The sequence below is a fragment of the Nonomuraea jabiensis genome, from assembly GCF_014204795.1.
GTDB classification, from domain to species: domain Bacteria; phylum Actinomycetota; class Actinomycetes; order Streptosporangiales; family Streptosporangiaceae; genus Nonomuraea; species Nonomuraea jabiensis.
Genome location: NZ_JACHMB010000001.1, coordinates 10,779,066 through 10,798,195 on the forward strand (window position 1 = coordinate 10,779,066; position 19,130 = coordinate 10,798,195).

Here is a 19,130-nt window from a genome sequence, read left to right on the forward strand (position 1 = left end):
TGATTAATTGATCTCGGAGACAAACAAAGGGGCAGGTGGTGCGGGTGCCGTACAGACCGTCCCGCTCCCGCTCCCCTGGCGGCGCCGCGCCGACGAGTCCCGCCACGCTGCGCCGGGCGAACCTGTCGCTGGTGCTGCGCGAGCTGCGCGAGCACACCTCCCTGTCCCGTGCCGAGATCGCGCAGGCGACCGGGCTGCACCGGGCCACCGTCTCCAACCTCATGGCCGAGCTCCTGGAACGGCGGCTGGTGCGGGAGGTCGGTGTCGAGCACGTAGGCGCGATCGGGCGTCCCAGACGGGCGGTGGCGCTGCACGGCGCGCACGTCGGCGCCCTGGGCATGGAGATCAACGTCGACTACATCGCGGTCCACGGCACCGACCTGAGCGGCCGCAGCCTGGTCGAGCGCCGGGTGGTCCACGACGCGATGGGCAGCGGCCCGGACAGCGCCGTGCGCCGGCTCGGGCTCGTGGCCAAGGAGGCCGTGGAGGCGATGCGGCGGGCCGGATCGGTCCCGACCGGCATCGCGGTGGCCGTCCCCGGACTCGTGGACGTGACACGCGGCGTCGTGACACTCGCGCCGAACCTCCACTGGCGCGACCTGCCCCTGGCCGAGCAGCTGGGCTCCATACTCGGCCCGCGGAGCGTGCCGGTGCGGGTGGACAACGACGCGAACCTCGCCGCCCTGGCCGAATACACCTCCGGCGTCGCCGCCGGCACGCCCCACCTGGTCTATCTCACCGGGGAGGTGGGCGTGGGCGGCGGCATCATCTCAGGCGGCGAGCTTCTGCGCGGAGCGGACGGATTCTCCGGCGAGGTCGGGCATCTGCGGGTCGACCCCAACGGCGACCGATGCGGCTGTGGCCGCATCGGCTGCTGGGAGACCAAGGTCGGTCTGGCCGCGCTCGTACGCGCGGCCATGCCCGAACAGGCCTACGGGTTGCCCGGCATGCCGGTGCCCGATCCCGGCGAACGGGTGGCCGACATCGCCAGGGGCCTGGCCTCGGGCGACCGGCGGATGATGGCGGCGGTGGCGCAGGTCGGCGAGTGGCTCGGGCTCGGCGGCTCGATCCTGGCCAACCTGTTCAACCCGCGGGTGATCGTCATCGGCGGCTACTTCGCCTCACTGGCCCAGTGGCTGCTGCCGCACGCACAAGATCAGCTGCAACGGCTCGTGGTGGCCGCTCCCGCCGCCCAGTGCCGATTCGTCGCCTCCACGCTCGGCTTCGGCGCCGCCTCCAGGGGCGCCGCGAGCATGGTGGTCAACCACATCATCGACGATCCGACGACGATCTTGGATTCACTCCGCAGGCCGGCACCTTACTGACGGCCCCACAGACCTGGAGACGGCACCCTCCAGCAACCCGCACCATCCGCTACCACCAAGTGGCAACAGCGCGGCGGCGCGCGCCTTGCCTGACGTCCCCCCGGTCAGGAAGGGTTTCCATGTCACCACGTCCTCGAATATGGGCAGGAAGGCTGCTCGACGCGGTCCTGCCAGAAGGCGGACGACGTCCGAGACGTCGAACCGCCACCACGATGGCCTTAGCCCTCGTCGCCCCTTTCCTCACGCTCCTTGCGGCGCCGGTGAGCGCCGAGGCCGCCACGTCGGCGGTGAGCGCCGAGGCCGCCACGGCGGCGGAGCCCGCCTTCAAGGTGCTCGTCTTCTCGAAGACGACCGGATTCCGGCACGACTCGATCCCCGAGGGCATCGCGGCCGTGCAGAAGCTCGGCCAGGACAACAACTTCGCGGTCGACACGACCGAGGACAGCGCCCTGTTCACGGACCAGAACCTGGCGCAGTACCAGGCCGTGGTCTTCATGTCCACGACCGGTGACCCGCTGGGCACGCAGGAGCAGAAGGACGCCTTCCAGCGCTACATCCAGGGCGGCGGCGGCTTCGTGGGCGTCCACGCCGCCGCCGACAGCGGCTACAACTGGGCCTGGTACGGCAAGCTGGTCGGGGCGTACTTCAAGCAGCACCCGGCGATCCAGCAGGCCACGGTCAAGGTCGAGGACCCGGCGCACCCGGCGACCAAGGATCTCCCGACGACCTGGACCCGTACCGACGAATGGTACGACTACCAGGTGAACCCGCGCAGCACGGTCCACGTGCTGACGTCGATGGACGAGAAGTCCTACACCGGCGCCACGATGGGCGCCGACCACCCGAACACGTGGTGCCAGGACTTCGACGGCGGCCGTTCGTGGTACACCGGGCTCGGCCACCTCAAGGAGAACTACAGCGAGCCCAACTTCCTGAAGCTGCTGCTCGGCGGCATCCAGACCGCCGCCGGCGCGATCAAGGCCGACTGCTCGGCCTCGCAGAGCTCCAGCTTCGAGAAGGTCACCCTCGACGACAACACGTCGAACCCGATGATGGTGGACGTCGCCAAGGACGGCCGGGTCTTCTACATCGACCGGCTCGGCGAGGTCAAGATCATCAAGCCGGCCGGCGGCACGGTGACGGCGGCGAAGCTGAGCGTCTTCACCGCCAACGAGAGCGGCCTGCTCGGCATGGCGCTCGACCCCGGCTTCGACTCGAACCACTGGGTGTATCTCTACTACTCGCCCACCGGGACGAACGTCGACCGGCTGAGCAGGTTCACCGTCACCGGTGACACCCTGGACCTGTCGAGCGAGAAGAAGATCCTCGACGTCCCGGTGCAGCGGGCCGAGTGCTGCCACCACGGCGGCGGCATGGTGATGGACCCCAAGACCGGCAATCTGTGGCTGGGCACGGGCGACAACACCAACCCGTTCGCCTCCGACGGCTACACGCCGATCGACGAGCAGTCCGGCCGCGCCAACTGGGACGCCCAGCGTACCGCGGGCAACACCAACAGCCTGAGCGGCAAGCTGCTGCGGATCCACCCCGAGGCCGACGGCACCTACACCATCCCGTCCGGCAACCTGTTCGCGCCGGGCACGGCGAAGACCAGGCCGGAGATCTACGGCATGGGCCTGCGCAACCCGTTCCGCATGGGTCTCGACCCCAAGACGGGCAACATCATGCTCGGTGAGTACGGTCCCGACGCGAACGCGGCGAGCTCCACCCGGGGTCCGCAGAACACGGTCGAGTGGAACCTCGTCTCGAGGCCCGGCAACTTCGGCTGGCCGTACTGCATCGGCAACAACACCCCGTACGTCGACTACAACTTCGCCACCAAGCAGTCGGGGTCGCCGTTCAACTGTGCCGCGCCGGTCAACGAATCGCCGAACAACGACGGCCTGACCAGCCTGCCGCCGGTGATCCCGGCGACGATCTGGTACCACTACGCGGCAGACCCGCAGAACTTCCCGGAGCTGAGCGGTGGCGCGCCGATGGGCGGCCCGGTCTACCGCTCCGACCCGAACCTGCAGTCGGACGTGAAGTGGCCGGCGTACTGGGACGGCAAGGCCGTCTTCGGTGAGTGGAACAACGACAAGGTGTGGTCGTTCCAGCTCAACGAGAACGGCAGCAAGGTCGTCGAGATGAACCCGATCCTCGGCTCCCTGTCGTTCAAGAAGCCGATGGACATGAAGTTCGGTCCCGACGGCGCGCTGTACATGATCGAGTGGGGCTCCGGCTTCGGCGGCGACAACGCCGACTCCGGCATCTACCGCATCGAGTACACCAAGGGCACCCGGCCGCCGATCGCCCGAGCCACGGCGGACAAGACTGACGGGCCCCTGCCGCTGGCGGTCAAGTTCTCCAGCGAGGGCAGCCGGGACCCGGAGGGCAAGACGCTCACCTACGCCTGGGACCTCGACGGTGACGGGGACACCGACTCCACCGACCCCAACCCCACCTTCACCTATGAGAAGGGGGGCGATTACAGCGTGGTCCTGACCGTCAAGACCCCCGAAGGCAAGACCGCCACCGCCAGCGTGTCGATCAGCGCGGGCAACACCCGTCCCACCGTCAAGGTGGACGTTCCGCCGAACGGCGCCTTCTTCGAGTTCGGCGACCAGGTGAAGTTCAAGGTCACCGTCACCGACGCCGAGGACGGCACGATCGACTGCGACAAGGTCAAGATCCAGGCGATCCTCGGCCACGACAGCCACGGCCACCCGCTCGACCAGCTCAAGGGCTGTCAGGGCACCCTGCAGACCCAGCAGGCGGGCCACGGCGAGTACGACAACCTCTTCTACGCCATCGAGGCCAGCTACACCGACGGGGGCGCCAATGGCGCCGGACCGCTGACCGGGCGGGGCCAGATCATCCTGGAGCCCAAGCGCAAGCAGGCCGAGCACTTCGCGCAGACCGGCCGGGTGGCCGACGGCAAGGGCACCGACGCCGCAGGCGTCCAGGCGGAGACCACGACCGACACCCAGGGCGGCAACCAGCACATCGCGTTCGTCCAGGACGGCGACTGGTGGTCGTTCGACCCGGTGAACCTGTCGAACGTCACCGCGATCCGGCTCCGGGCCTCCTCGGGCGGAACCGGCGGAACCGTGCAGGTCCGGGCGGGCAACCCCGAGACCGGTACTCTGGTCGGCTCGGTCAACGTGCCGCCCACTGGCGGCTGGCAGACGTTCACCGACGTCACGCTCGACCTGACCGGCCCACCGGCCGAGAGCGGACCGCTGTACTTCGTCGTGCGCAAGCCGGCCGGCGCGGCCGACAACGCCTACCTGGCCAACGTCAACTGGGTCGACTTCGTCGGCAAGGGCGCCACGGACAACCAGCATCCGGCTGTGACCGCGACGGCGACCCCGGCGACGGGCGTCGCCCCGCTGAAGGTCGGCTTCAAGGCGACGGCCACCGACCCCGAAGGCGACCCGATCACCTACAAGTGGAACTTCGGGGTGACCGGCGCGCCGGAGCCCACCACGGCCGAGGCGAGCTACACCTACACCGCGCCGGGCAGCTACACGGCCACGGTGACCGCGACCGACGACAAGGGCGCGTCGGCCACCGCCCAGGTCCCGGTCAAGGTGGACGCGGCGGCCACGGTCTGCTTCACCGGCCGTTCCGACGACTTCCTGGGCATCGGGCTCGACCGTGGCCGCTGGTCGGTCATCCGGGAGAACCAGGACCTCAGGGTCGCGGACGGCAAGCTCGTGATCCCGACCTCGACCACCGACATCTACAGCACGGGCGGCAACACGCCGAACATCGTCGTGCAGCCGGCGCCATCGGGTGCGTGGACCGCCACCGCCAAGCTCACGCTGGACGCGCGTGACGCGTACCAGCAGGCGGGCCTGATCATCTACGGCGACGACGACAACTACGCCAAGATGGTGCTGCAGGCGCGGTCGACCTCGGGTTCCAACCACGCCAGCCGTATCTTCCAGTTCATCCGGGAGGAGAACGGCAGCCCGAACGAAGTGTCGCAGAGCAACACGGCCAACCTCGGGGACTCCTACCCCGACACGGTGTACGTGCGGTTCGTCAGCGACGGCACCAACATCACCGCCCACTACTCCTCGGACGGCACCACGTTCACCGCGATGCCGCAGACCAAGCCGCTCGCCGGGATCGCCAACCCCAAGATCGGCCTGATCTCGCTGGCCGGGGCCAACCACCCGGTGGTGGATGCGTCCTTCGACTGGTTCCACATCACACCGGACGACAAGGCGACGGCGCCGGACCCGGACGACGAGTTCGACGGCACCGCGCTCGACGCCTGCCGCTGGAACGCGGTCGTGCGCCCCGACGCCACGGCGGCGCGCGTCGGCAACGGCAAGCTGGAGCTCGACACCACGACCGGTGACATCTACGGGACCACCAACAGCGGCCCGAAGAACTTCATCCTGCAGACGGCGCCGAGCGGCGACTGGACGCTGGAGACCAAGGTGGACGCCTCGGCGCTCAACGAGCAGTACCAGCAGGGCGGCCTCATGGTGTACACCGGCGACGACGACTACGTGAAGCTCGACTTCCTCACCACCAACTCGGCAGGCTCGACGGTGGCGCGGAGCATCGAACTGCGCAGCGAGGCCGGCGGCACCGTGCAGAACCCGCAGCCGCAGGTGAACAACCTCACCAGCGGCGTGTGGTGGCTGCGGCTGAAGAAGGCGGGCACCACCTACACCGGCTCCTACTCCTCCGACGGTCAGACCTGGACGGATCTCTCCGCGCCGGTGGAGAACACCGCGGTGGCCACCGGCGCGAAGGTCGGCGTGTACACCATCGGCACCAGCCAGTCGGCGTCGAAGACGGTCACGTTCGACTACTTCCACCTGACCAAGGCGGGCTCGGGCGGGGACAGGACCGCGCCCGTGACGACGGCGACGACCGATCCGGAGCAGCCGGCGGGCGGCACGTTCACCGGTCCGGTGTCGGTCACGCTGAAGGCCGCCGACGAGGACGGCGGCAGCGGGGTCGGCAAGACCGAGTACCAGTTGGACGGCGGCGACTGGACCGCCTACACCGGGCCGGTCACCGTGACCGGCGACGGGCAGCACCAGCTGAAGTACCGCTCGGCCGACAAGGCGGGCAACGTCGAAGAGGCCAAGACGCTGACGCTGACGATCTCGGCGTCCGCGCCGCAGGTCAAGCTGACGGTCTCCGCCTCGTCCCGCTGCATCGGCACCTCGGCGTACGTGGCGGTCACGGCCGTCAACGGCTCGGACGTGCCGGCGACGGTGACGCTGACCACCCCGTTCGGTTCGAAGACCGTGGCCGACGTGGCCCCGGGCAAGCAGGCGTACCAGTCCTTCAACAGCCGGGCCGGGCAGATCGACGCGGGCACGGTGACCGTGAAGGGGACCGCGACGGTCGGCGGCGGGCAGGTCACCTCGTCGTACGACGCCGCCTACCCGGCGCTCAGCTGCCGCTGAGCGCCGACAGCAGAACCGGGGCCGGCCGGCCGAGCAGCCGACCGGCCCCACCCCCTCAATGGAGCGAACACATGAAAATGAACAGGACCACACAGATGCTCGCCGCGGCGATGCTCGGTGTCGCGCTCGCCGCCGGCGCCGGCGCGGCCAGTCCGGCGGTGGCGGACGACGACCCCGACAACGGCATCGACGTGTCGGTGACGATCGAGCCGAACACCACTCCCGGTGAGGTGTCCATGACCGTCGCCGACAACGGCGGAGTGGCCCTGCAGGAGGACGGCTCCAACGCCGCCGCCCGCCAGTTCGTCGGCACCCTGCCCACGGTCACGGTGACCGACAGCCGCCGGCCCGAGGAGATCCCCGCCGGTGACTTCTGGGCGGTCGTCGGCCAGGCCAGCGAGTTCACCGCGACGAGCGGTTCGGCGCCGCCCATCGGCCCGCAGTACCTGGGCTGGCGGCCGCGCCTGCTGAGCGACTCCTCCTCCGGTGCGGTGGCGGCCGGTGAGCCCGTCTCCAGCGTCATCTCAGACGGCTCCGGAGCGCCCACCGTCGGTCTGCAGGGGCAGGAACTGCTGGTGTCGACGGCGAACTCCGCCGACGAGATCGGCACCTGGCAGGTCAACGCCGGCCTCGCGCTGCGCACTCCCGCCGACGTCGCCGCCGGCGAGTACCACTCGACTCTGACGCTCTCCCTCTTCAACCAGTCCTGAACCGGAGGCAGGACGCCATCGCCCGCTGTGGGCGTCCGGGACCTGTGCCGGCCTGGCGCAGGTCCCGGACGGCCACGATGAGACTGGAGACACCTCTGTTGACCACAAGCCGTTCGCGGGGCGCCCTCGCCCGCCTCGCCGTCTTACCCGCCGTCGGCGTTGCCCTGCTGGTCGCCGTCCTGGTCACCACGGTCGCGTTCGCGACCCCGTCCGACGCCGACACCACCTGGTCGGTCGTTCCGGCCAACGCCGACGGTCCTGACGGCCGCAGCGTCATCGACCTCGAACTCGCCGGCGGGCAGCAGGTGGTCGAGCATGTGGCGGTCATCAACCGCTCCACTCAGCCGGTCGACTTCGCAATCGACGCCAACGACGGCTACCTGACCTCCAAGGGCTACTTCGACATGCGGCCCTCGGACGCGAAACCGACCGACGGCGGCTCCTGGATAGCGGTTCCCGAGAAGGTGACCATCGCCGCCGGGGCCACCTCCGTCGTGCCGGTGACGGTGTCGATCCCCCAGAACGCGACGCCGGGCGATCACCCCGCGGGTGTGACCGCGTCCCTGGAGACCGTCTCCGGTCAGGTACGGGTCCAGAACCGGGTGGGCGTCCGCCTGAACATCCGCGTCACCGGCGACTATGTGGCCAAGGTGGCGGTAACCGACGTGCGGGCCGAGTACACGGGATCGTGGAATCCCTTCGCCGCCGGATCCGTCGAGGTGACCTACACCGTGGCCAACGTCGGCAACGTCCGGCTGGTCGCGGACAACCGGGTCCTGACGTCCACGTTCCTGGGCGAGAACAACTGGAGTGACCCGTCCGCGGCCAAGGCCCGGGAGCTCATGCCGGGCGGCAGCCGAACGTTCGTCGCACGGGTGCCCGGCGCCTGGCCGCTGGGTCCCATCGGCACGACGGTCACGGTGATCCCCTCGCCCGCGGGCAGGCCGATCCCGGGCGTCACCGCCCAGCGGATGGCGATCGACACCACGGTGTGGGCCCTGCCGTGGCCGCAGCTCGCCCTCCTCGTCCTCCTCATCCTCGCCCCCTTCGCCATCCGGCTGGTCGCCGCCTGGCGCCGCAAGCGTATCGAGAAGCTGATCATGCTCCACGGCAAAGGCACGCCTCAGGAGGCGTGAGCGCCATCGACATCCGTCCTCAGGAGGTGGCGGCCATCAGTCCGACCCAGGCAACCGGGTCCCGCACGGGGTGCGACGTGGGCCCGCTTGCTCGCCCTCGCGGTCGCGTTCGCGCTCGGCGCGATCGTCGCCGGCCGTCCGACGGCGCAGCGGGGCCCGTCGCGGGCTACGGCCACCAGCACGTATTCCAACCGACATCACCCGGTGAAGGGGCGCTCATCCCCGACACCGAACCCGAGGGGAGTCACGACTCGTGAACAAGGCACCGGCATACGTCCTCACCGTCCTGCTGGCCGGGCTCATGCTGGTGCTCGGCGCACCGGCGGCCTCCGCCCACGGCGGGCCGATCAAGCTGGAGGTGACGGGAGACGGCGCCGACAACGTCAACGTGCTGGTCACCTACGAAAAGGACGGCCATCCCGTAACGGAGATCGTCGCGGCCACGCTGAAGGCGACCTCGGCAGACGGCCGTTCCTTCGGGCCGGTGCCGCTCAGGTCGGCGCCCGAGGGCCAGAACCTCTACCACTCCGCCGAGCCGCTGCCGAGCGGCGAGTGGCGGGTCACCGTGACCGCGACCGAGCCCTCCAAGGCGAAAGCGACGGTGAAGGTGAAGGCGGGCGTTGTCGCCGCCTCCCCCGTGGCGGCGACCGCCCCCGCGACCGCCCCCGCAACGGGCCAGGCGACGGGCCAGGCGACGGGGCAGGCGACGGGCCAGGCGACGGGGCCCGCGCGGAACAAGGCCGCCGCGCCGGCGACCGTGATGGACGGCCAAGGTGCGATGGGGACTGCCCTCAAGATCGGCATCATCGTCCTCGTGGCGCTCGTCGCCCTCGCGGCCTGGATCGCCCTCGCCTGGCGGCACCGCATGGGCGTCCGGCGCTGAATTCGGCCTCGTCGCCTCGTCGGCGAGGTCTGCCATGGGGCACGATTTGCCGCGGCCCGCAGGTGCCGGCCGCGCTTGGCCTGCTGCGCGGCCGCACCACGGCGGCGTACCCGCCGTTGAGGACCGACATGGAGATGGCGGGTGCGAGCTTCGTGGACGCCCCCGACGTGGTGGACGGCGCGATGGTCTCCTGTCGTGGCCGGCCGGACCTGCCTGAATGGTCACGGCGAGCACGTCGCGCACCGCGGTCGGCGCTCCTCCGCGGCGAGAAGCACCGAGCCGGGCACGGCGACACCGGACGCCTTCTGCTCCTCCGTCCAGGCCCGGGTCGCCATGCGGCTCGTGCTGATCGGCTCCTCAGAACTCGATCACTGGAATGAGGCGTCGTCGACGGACAAGCCGTCGGTTCCCGCCGCCGTCTCGACGTAGAAGGTGGCAGCGGTCAGCGCTCCGCTCCATGACACGGTCGCCGTGCCGGTGAGCTCGGTCCAGCCGCCTGAGTTCACCGTCGTCACGGGTGTGAGCTGGAGGTAGCTCGTCGTGCCGTTGGCGGTGAGCGCCAGGGTCGCCTTCGCGCCGGGCGTGCCGCTCTGTGACCGCACCCAAACGCTCGTCGTATAGCTCTTGCCGTTGGTGAGCTTGGCGGTCACGTCCTGGGTGGCGCCGTTCCAGGACGCCGTGCGCCCGGTGATGGACAGCGCCCGCGCGCCGGCGTGCACCGGGTCGGTGACAGCCGACAGGGCTCCGCCGGACGCGCCCCAGCCCGTCGTGCCGCTCTCCATGTCGCCGTTGGTCAGCAGGTTCCCGCCGGCAGCGGTGCCGCCGGTGAACTGCCACCAGTTGACGTTGAAGAGATTGCCGCTCCCGCCGGTGTACTTGAAGTACAGGTCATGGGTGCCTGTCGCGCCGCTCACCGGGCAGGTGACGGTCGTCCACGTCTGCCAGCCGCCGGTTCCCGGCACGGTACAGGTCCCCACCAGCGTGCCGTTGACACCGTCGAGGTGGAGCTCGATCCGGCCGCCGCTGGTCGCGGAGGCCACCCGCGCGCTGAAGGACGTCGCGCCGGAGCCGAAGGCGACGCCCTTGACCTTGATGTAGTCGCCGTTCTCGATCCAGCCGACGTTCATGCCACCCTCGCTGGAGGGCTCGGTCTCCACGCCTGACTCCCCGGCGATCGTCTCGGCCTCCTGGCGCACGTAGGGGTTCAGCGTGCCCACCTGGGGTGCTCCGGTCGTGGTCATGTTGATCGTGGGGATGGTGCCGTCGGCGTTGTAGCTGAATTTCTCCACGGCGACCGAGCGGGTGTAGCCGCCGCCGCCCGGCAGGGCGCCGTTGTGGTAGAAGAAGTACGACCCGCCGTTGAAGTCGATGATTCCGGGGTGGTTGGTGAAGCTGCTGCCCTGCGTGGGCATGACCGTCCCGCGGTAGGTCCAGGGCCCGGTGGGGCCGGGGGCCGTCGAGTAACCGATGAACTCTGAGCAGCATTTCGCCGCAAAGACGTTGTAGTACAGGCCGTTGCGCTTGTAGACCCAGGGTCCCTCTTCGTACAGGGTCGGCCGGCTCGCGTTGCCGGTGCGGGTGCCGAAGCCCGCGGTGGTGAGGGGGATCTGCGTGGGACTGCCCGAGTACGAGATCATGTCCGGGTTGAGCCTGACATACCACAGGTTTGGGTTGCCCCAATACAGATAGGCCTGCCCGCTGTCATCGATGAAGACGGTGGGGTCGATCTCACCGTTCCTGACCAGCGGGCGCCCGATGGCGTCGGTGAAAGGCCCGGTGGGGCTGTTCGAGACCCCGACGCCGATGGCCATCTGACCGCTCGCCCGGTCTTTCACCGGTACGTACCAGTAGAACTTGCCGTTTCTGTAGACGGCCTGGCCGGCCCACGCGTCCGCGCTCGCCCAGCTGAAGGTGGCGACGCTCATCGGCGAGCCGTGGTCGGTCCAGTTCACCATGTCCGCGGACGACCAGACCCGCCATTCCTTCATGGTGAAGTACGTCGAGCCGTCCTCGTCGTGTCCCGTGTAGAGATACACCCGGCCGTTGTGCACCAGCGGCGCGGGGTCGGCGGTGTAGATGGTCTGGACGATCGGGTTGTCCGCCCTGGCCGTGCCAGGAATCATCGTCACGAGGCAGAGCAGCGCCATGATCACAAGCGCGCCGCGCCCGGGCAAGACGCCGTGCCGAAGTTTCATGATCACCTTCCGGATTGCGAACCGCTGTGCGTCAGGTACGGGTCCAGCGCTGGTTGGCGCCGCCGTGGCAGGTGTAGAGCTGGAGCCGGGTGCCGTTCGCGGTGCCCTGACCCACGGCGTCCAGGCACAGCCCGGACTGCACGCCGGTGATGGAGCCGTCGGAGTTCACGCGCCACTTCTGGTTGTCTCCGCCCCAGCAGGAGTAGATCTGGATCCTGGCACCGTTGCCGGTCCCGGCCGCGTCGAGGCACTTGTTGCCATAGACCCTGAGCTCGCCGGCCGAAGTGGCGGTCCATTTCTGGTTGTCCCGCCCGTTGCAGTCCCACAACTGCACCGCGGTGCCATCCGCGGTGGCAGCGTTCGGAACGTCCAGGCAACGTCCGGAACCCACTCCCCTGATCGGCCCGGTGCCGTCACCGGGCACGGTGGGAGTCGACGTCGGAGTGGACGAGCCGCCGTCCAGCCCGAAGAAGCGGATGGCGTGGACGGCCATCCCGGCGTGCGGCAGATCGTGGCCGGCGCCGGTGATGGTGTACGCCTCGACCTGCCCGGAGCCGAAGACTCGCCGAGTCCATCCGGATTGCGGGCTGTCAGTGGAAGCCGGAGTCTGGGTCAGTCCGTGCACGTTGGTCCACTGGTCGACCTCTTCCTGCAGCATCGTGTACGGCAGCACGGAGTCGGCGGTGCCGTGCCAGGCCATCACGCGCGGACGGGGCCCGGTGTAGCCGGGGTAGGCGTTCCTGACCAGGTCGCCCCACTGCTGCGGCGTCTTGTCCCCGCATCCGGCGGGCCCGAGGCAGCCGTAAGGAACGCTGGAGAACGGCGCGCCGGCCTTGAACACGTCCGGGTACGTGGCGAGCAGGTTGTTGGTCTCCATCGCGCCGGAGGAGAAGCCGGTCGCGAACACCCGCTGCGGGTCACCGTTGTAGCGCTGCAGCACGTAGGCCGTCATGGAGACGATCGACACCGGATCACTGCCGCCACCGTGGCGCAGGGCCTCGTTCGACCACACGTCGAAGCAGTTCGACATGCCGTTGGCGCTCTTGTTCGCCTGCGGGTAGATGACGATGAAACCGTACCGGTCGGCGAGCGAGGCGAACTCGGTGCCCTGGTGGAAGCCCGGGGCCCAGCCGTTGCAGCCGTGCATCGCCACCAGCACGCCGGGCCGGGCGGCCACTCTGTCGGGGACGTAGAGGTACATCCGCAGGCCGCCGGGGTTGGCTCCGAAGTTCGTCACTTCGGTCAGGGCCGCCGCCGACGCTCGCGGGGCAGCGGTGAGGAACATGGACAGTGCGGCGGCCACGACAGCGATCAGAGCCGCCACGCCGGCTCCGATGGTGGCGTACGCCTTAGGACGCGGTTTCATTCGCTGCCCTTCTCTTCACGTGTTCGGCCTCTCTACGGGGCTGCCGTCCTGGCGAAGACGCGTCGGACGGCTCCTGCCTCCGAGTCGCCGACGCTCGTGAGCCGACTGCGCCGATACGGGACGGGGAGCGGCCACGGAGCGTCCGGCGCGCCCGATGAGGCGAGGACCACAGGGGGTGGTGCCTGCGCGGGTCTCGCTCGGCTGCGGTCGTCAGCGCCTGCTCGGCCAATGCCATTTGTTAGCGCTAACAAGCAGCTTGCTCATCGAACTCCTCCTCGGAGGGCCGGTGAGAGGTGGTGGCCTCACGGAGCAAATACGAGACAGAAAGGTAATGTCAAGAGCACCTGGGCCGGCGGCGGATCAAAGAGACGGAGGTCGAGCGCGCTCACCTGGCGTTTCCCGGGCAAGGCCGCAGTCGATCGACGAAGGCGTCGCCATGAAACTTTCACCTGAGGTCCCGCCCGGCCGCTCAGGCCGAAACTTTCGGCGCCGTAAATTTCACCATTTCCTTGACAGGTTTCGGGGAGATTCCCCACTGAGTGGTGGGCGACAGGGGGCGCCGCTACCGGCGGAAGCCGCGGAGCCACGCCCGACGCGGCAGCCGCGCAGAGCGGCCGTTACTTCGCCACCGCCATTGCGGCGGGCAGCACCGTGAAGTGCGGGTTCTCGGTGGTCGCGAACCGCTCAGGGACGAAACCTAACTAAGATCAATCAGGCTTGGGCCAGCAGCATGTTGCCGATGAGCGGCGACCTGACCACAGCGCCAGGCGCAAGGCGATCGCCCACACCTCAACCGCCAGGTCAGCAACTTAATCGTGATCTGCCGCAAATTACTCTATTGCCAACGCGTAACTTCTGTGAAACTTTCACATGCACGAGCAGTTCAACGCGATCTCCCTGGAGGAAAAACTCCAGGCGGGAAGGCGTTCCGACGGCAACGCCCAGGTCGGCGAGGGCGCCCCTCGTTGACGCCGGGCCTGACTGTCGGATGTACTCCGCGACAACACGCTCAACGGACTGTTAGCGCTAACAAGTTGCCCTCTGCGATTCAGTAACGGAGGCCTGGATGTCCCCTCTCGTCCCCCACGACGACATAGGAGCCATGAGCCCACCAGCGATGCGTTAGCGCTCACACCTCGCTCAAAGAACGGCCTTCGAGGGCCTGACCTGGTGAACACGTGACCGGCGGACGCCGGTCACCGCCCCCCACCTTCAAGGAGCCCCCATGTCCTTGAGCCGTCGCCGGCTCTTACAGGCCGCGGGCGCGACCGTCGCGTTCTCGGCCGCCGGCCAGGTAGTCGGCACGTCCCCCGCTCTGGCCGCACTCCCCTGGGCCAGATCCGACATCGGCGTCTCGGCCTACGAGTTCGACCTCGGCCAGGTCCGGCTGACCGCCGGCCGGTGGCTGGACAACCAGAACCGCACCCTGAACTACCTGCGCTTCGTCGATGTCGACCGGCTGCTGTACGTCTTCCGGGCCAACCATCGCCTGTCCACCAACGGCGCGGCGGCCAACGGCGGCTGGGACGCGCCCAGCTTCCCGTTCCGGTCCCATATGCAGGGCCATTTCCTGACGGCGTGGGCGCAGGCTTATGCCGTGCTCGGCGACACCACCTGCCGGGACAAGGCCAACTACATGGTGGCGGAGTTGGCCAAATGCCAGGCCAACAACGGCGCCGTCGGGTTCACCAGCGGCTACCTGTCCGGTTTTCCCGAGTCGGACATCACGGCCGTGGAGAACCGTACCCTGACCAACGGCAACGTGCCGTACTACTGCCTCCACAAGACCCTGGCCGGGCTGCTGGACGCGTGGCGGCTGATCGGCAACACCCAGGCCCGGACCGTGTTGCTGGCCCTGGCCGCGTGGGTGGACACCCGCACGTCGCGGCTCAGCTCGAGCCAGATGCAGGCCATGCTCGGCACCGAGTTCGGCGGCATGAACGCCGTGCTGACGGACCTTTACCAGATGACCGGCGACTCCCGCTGGCTGACCACGGCCCAGCGGTTCGACCACGCGGCCGTGTTCAACCCGCTGGCCGCCGGCCAGGACCAGCTCAACGGGCTGCACGCCAACACGCAGGTGCCCAAGTGGATCGGGGCGGCCCGCGAGTACAAGGCGACGGGCACGACCCGCTACCGCGACATCGCCGCCAACGCCTGGTCCATCACCGTCGGCGCGCACACGTACGCGAACGGCTCCAACAGCCAGGCCGAGCACTTCCGCGCCCCCAACGCGATCGCCGCCCACCTGACCAGAGACACCGGCGAGGCGTGCAACACCTACAACATGCTCAAGCTCACCAGGGAGCTGTGGCTGCTGTCGCCGACCCGGGCCGACTACTTCGACTACTACGAGAACGCCCTGCTCAACCACCTGATCGGGCAGCAGAACCCGGCCGACCCGCGCGGGCACGTCACCTACTTCACCCCGCTCAACCCCGGCGGACGCCGGGGCGTCGGCCCGGCGTGGGGCGGCGGCACCTGGAGCACGGACTACAACTCCTTCTGGTGCTGCCAGGGCACCGGCATCGAGACCAACACCAAGCTGACGGACTCGATCTACTTCCACAACGGCACCACGCTGTTCGTGAACCTGTTCGCGCCCTCCACGCTCAACTGGAGCCAACGCGGCATCACGGTTACCCAGACGACCTCCTACCCGGTCGACGACACCACGTCGCTGCAGGTCACCGGCAACGTGAGCGGATCGTGGACGATGCGCATCCGCATCCCGGCCTGGACCCAGGGCGCGACGATCGCCGTCAACGGAGTCGAGCAGACGATCGCCACCACGCCAGGCACCTACGCCGACCTCACCCGCTCGTGGACGTCGGGCGACACCGTGACCGTGCGGCTGCCGATGCGGGTGGTCATGAAGGCCGCCAACGACAACCCCGGCATGCAAGCCGTCACCTACGGACCGGTCGTGTTGTCGGGCAACTACGGCAACACCAGCCTTTCGTCCGCCCCGGCGCTGACGTCCTCATCGATCACCCGGACCAGCACCTCGTCCCTGGCCTTCACGGCCACGGCCAGCGGAGCGTCGGTGCGGCTGGGGCCGTTCTACGACGCCCATGACCACAACTACGTCGTCTACTGGAACACCGGTGGCCAGGCCGGCACCGGCGCCGCGAGCTTCCGGCTGCTCAACGCGGCCAGCGGGCTGGCCCTCGGCATCCAGAACATGTCCACCGCCGACGGCGGCCTGGCCCTCCAGTGGACCGACAACGGCACCGCCGACCACGACTGGGTCCCGGTCGTCGACGGCGACGCCCTGCGGTTCCGCAACGTGCACAGCGGCAAGGTGCTCGGCGTCGAGAACATGGCGACCGCCGACAACGCCCGGGTGCTCCAGTGGGGTGACACCGGCACCGCCGACCACCGCTGGACGATCAGCGACGTCGGCGACGGCTCCGTCAAGATCCGTAATGTCCACAGCTCCAAGCTGCTCGGCGTCCAGAACGGCTCGACCGCCAACGGGGCCCAGGTGGTCCAGGACTCCGACAACGGCAGCGCGGACAACCAGTGGCGGTTCGTGCCGAACGGTGCGCGGCGTATCCAGAACGTGGGCACCGGAATGGTGCTCGGCGTCACCGACATGTCCACGGCCGACGGCGCGCTCGTCGTCCAGTGGGGCGACACCGGCACCGCCGACCACCTGTGGACGGCGATCGTCGACACCGGCGGCTACCTGCGGCTGCGCAACTCCAACAGCCAGAAGGTGCTGGGCGTGGAGAACGGCGGCACCGCCGCCGGCTCGCGCGTCACGCAGTGGGCCGACAACGGCACCGCCGACCACCGCTGGCGGCTGCGTTACGGGTCGGGCGCCGCCTTCCGCGTCCAGTGCGCCAACGGCGGCCGGGTCCTCGGGCTCGGCGGGACGTCCCAGGGTTCGCAGGTCGTGCTCGCCGACGACAACGGCTCGAACAACAACCTCTGGAGGTTCCTGTGAGGCGCGTGCTCGCGGTTCTCTCGTCTCTGCTTCTCGTGGGCGGGTTACTCACGCCCCAGCAGGCGTCGGCCGCCACGGTCGACACCAACGCGTGGTACGTCCTGATCAACCGCAACAGCGGCAAGGCCCTGGACGTCTACAACGCCTCCACCGCCGACGGCGCCCGCATCACCCAGTGGACCCGTAACAACCAGAACCAGCAACAATGGCAGTTCGTCGACTCCGGCGGCGGCTACTACCGCCTCAAGTCCCGTAACAGCGGCAAGGTCCTGGACGTCAGCGGCTCCTCCACCGCCAACGGCGGCGCCGTCGTCCAGTGGGCCGACCACAACGGCACCAACCAGCAGTGGCGCCTGGCCGACTCGGCGGACGGCCACGTACGGCTGATCAACCGCAACAGCAACAAGGCCCTGGAGGTCCAGGGCGCCGCCACCGCCGACGGCGCAAACATCGTCCAGTACGACGACTGGGGCGGCAACAACCAGCAATGGCAACTCGTCCCGATCGGCAGCGACCCGACCCCGGGCGGCGACTACACCAACCCGGTCGTCTGGCAGGACTTCGCCGACGGCGACATCATCCGGGTCGGCGACGCCTACTACTACTCGGCCTCGACGATGCACTACTCGCCGGGCGCGCCGATCCTGCGCTCCTACAACCTGGTCGACTGGGAGTACGCCGGACATTCGGTCCCGAGGCTCGACTTCGACTCGAGCGCGTACGACCTCAACGGCGGCCGCGCGTACGTGAAGGGCATCTGGGCCTCGGCCTTCAACTACCGGCCCAGCAACAGCACCTACTACTGGATCGGCTGCGTCGAGTTCAACCGGACCTACGTCTACACCGCCTCCGCCGTGGACGGCACGTGGACCAAGCGCTCGCAGATCAACAACTGCTACTACGACGCCGGCCTGCTGATCGACAGCAACGACACCATGTACGTCGCCTACGGCAACAGCACCATCAGCGTGGCCCAGCTCTCGGCCGACGGGCTCAGCCAGGTGCGCTCCCAGCAGGTGTTCCAGACCCCGAGCAACGTCGGCACCCTGGAGGGCTCCCGCTTCTACAAGCGCAACGGCTACTACTACATCTGGCTGACCCGCCCCGCCAACGGCCAGTACGTGCTCCGCTCCACCTCGCCGTGGGGCCCGTACGAGATGCGGCAGGTCCTGCTCAACATGCCCGGCCCCATCTCCGGCGGCGGCGTCCCCCACCAGGGCGGGCTCGTCCAGACCCAGAACGGCGCCTGGTACTACATGTCGTTCGTCGACGCCTACCCCGGCGGCCGGGTCCCGGCGCTCGCGCCGATCACCTGGACCAACGACTGGCCGACCATCCAGACCGTCAACGGCGGCTGGGGCGTCAACTACCCGAAGCCAGACATCCAGACCAGCCGGACCGTGGCGCCCATGATCGGCCCCGACACCTTCACCTCGGGCAGCCTCGGCCACCGCTGGGAGTGGAACCACAACCCCGACACCAGCCGCTTCTCCACCGGCAACGGCCTGCGCCTGCAGACCGCGACGGTCACCAACGACCTCTACAACGCCCGCAACACCCTGACCCACCGCATCCAGGGCCCGTCGTCGACGGCGACGATCGAGCTCGACTACTCGCAGATGGCCAACGGCGACCGCGCCGGCCTGGCCATGCTGCGCGACCAGTCCGCCTGGATCGGCGTCAAACGCGACAACGGCGCCAACCGGGTCGTGATGACCAACGGCCTGACCATGAACAGCTCCTGGCAGACCACCGGCACCGGCACCGAGGCGGCGAGCGCGAACATCTCGGGCGGCCGGATCTGGTTGCGGGTCAACGCCGACATCAGGCCCGGCTCCGGCAGGCAGGCCCGCTTCTCCTACAGCACCGACGGCAGCACCTTCGTGAGCCTCGGCCCGGCCTTCACCCTGAACAACGCCTGGCAGTTCTTCATGGGTTACCGCTTCGGGATCTTCAACTACGCCACCCAGTCCCTCGGCGGAGCGGTCACCGTACCCCGCTTCGACCTCACCACCCCCTGACGCACACGTCGACACGGAAAGGCACCAACCAGGAATGGCAACTCGCACAAGTCGGATAAATCGGAGCACATCATGAAATTGAGACCCCTATCCGTTCTCGC

At 68.9% G+C, this 19,130-nt stretch carries 10 protein-coding genes; 8 read left to right on the forward strand and 2 right to left on the reverse strand.

All coding sequences use genetic code 11. The annotated features are described in order from the left end of the window. Positions 1-44: 44 nt before the first annotated feature. The 6 genes from HD596_RS49375 to HD596_RS66000 all read left to right on the forward strand — a co-directional run bounded on the left by HD596_RS49375 (position 45) and on the right by HD596_RS66000 (position 9,875). Positions 45-1,325 (forward strand): ROK family transcriptional regulator, encoded by a 1,281-nt coding sequence (locus HD596_RS49375; RefSeq protein WP_185076233.1) that lies wholly within the window; start codon positions 45-47, stop codon positions 1,323-1,325. A 212-nt stretch (positions 1,326-1,537) separates the two neighbouring features. Further along, positions 1,538-6,766: a ThuA domain-containing protein gene (locus HD596_RS49380; protein ID WP_221519952.1), complete on the forward strand. Its 5,229-nt coding sequence runs from the start codon at positions 1,538-1,540 to the stop codon at positions 6,764-6,766. A 77-nt stretch (positions 6,767-6,843) separates the two neighbouring features. Beyond that, positions 6,844-7,476 (forward strand): hypothetical protein, encoded by a 633-nt coding sequence (locus HD596_RS49385; protein WP_221519953.1) that lies wholly within the window; start codon positions 6,844-6,846, stop codon positions 7,474-7,476. Between the two features lie 98 nt (positions 7,477-7,574). After that, entirely contained in the window at positions 7,575-8,612 is a 1,038-nt protein-coding gene (locus HD596_RS49390) for a COG1470 family protein (protein WP_185076235.1), read from the forward strand. Positions 8,613-8,865: 253 nt separating this feature from the next. Then, the gene (locus HD596_RS49395) at positions 8,866-9,495 is read left to right on the forward strand and encodes a hypothetical protein (protein ID WP_185076236.1); all 630 of its coding nucleotides are present in this window, start codon (positions 8,866-8,868) and stop codon (positions 9,493-9,495) included. Positions 9,496-9,524: 29 nt separating this feature from the next. Next, a complete protein-coding gene (locus tag HD596_RS66000; protein ID WP_376776171.1) occupies positions 9,525-9,875 on the forward strand; it encodes a DJ-1/PfpI family protein in 351 nt (116 codons plus the stop codon). Here HD596_RS66000 and HD596_RS49405 read toward each other — a convergent pair. Next, the gene (locus HD596_RS49405) at positions 9,864-11,690 is read right to left on the reverse strand and encodes a family 43 glycosylhydrolase (protein WP_185076237.1); all 1,827 of its coding nucleotides are present in this window, start codon (positions 11,688-11,690) and stop codon (positions 9,864-9,866) included. The two genes, HD596_RS66000 and HD596_RS49405, sit on opposite strands and share 12 nt — an antisense overlap. A 31-nt stretch (positions 11,691-11,721) precedes the next feature. Beyond that, complete coding sequence (locus tag HD596_RS49410; protein ID WP_185076238.1) at positions 11,722-13,056, reverse strand: extracellular catalytic domain type 1 short-chain-length polyhydroxyalkanoate depolymerase; 1,335 nt, start codon at positions 13,054-13,056, stop codon at positions 11,722-11,724. 1,225 nt (positions 13,057-14,281) lie between these two features. On the opposite strand from HD596_RS49410, the gene HD596_RS49415 reads away from it, so the two are divergent. Next, positions 14,282-17,008, forward strand: coding sequence for a beta-L-arabinofuranosidase domain-containing protein (locus tag HD596_RS49415; RefSeq protein WP_185076239.1), 2,727 nt, complete (start codon positions 14,282-14,284; stop codon positions 17,006-17,008). Positions 17,009-17,043: 35 nt separating this feature from the next. Further along, on the forward strand, positions 17,044-19,029 hold the full coding sequence (locus HD596_RS49420; protein ID WP_313046559.1) for a family 43 glycosylhydrolase: 1,986 nt from the start codon (positions 17,044-17,046) through the stop codon (positions 19,027-19,029). Positions 19,030-19,130 lie beyond the last annotated feature (101 nt).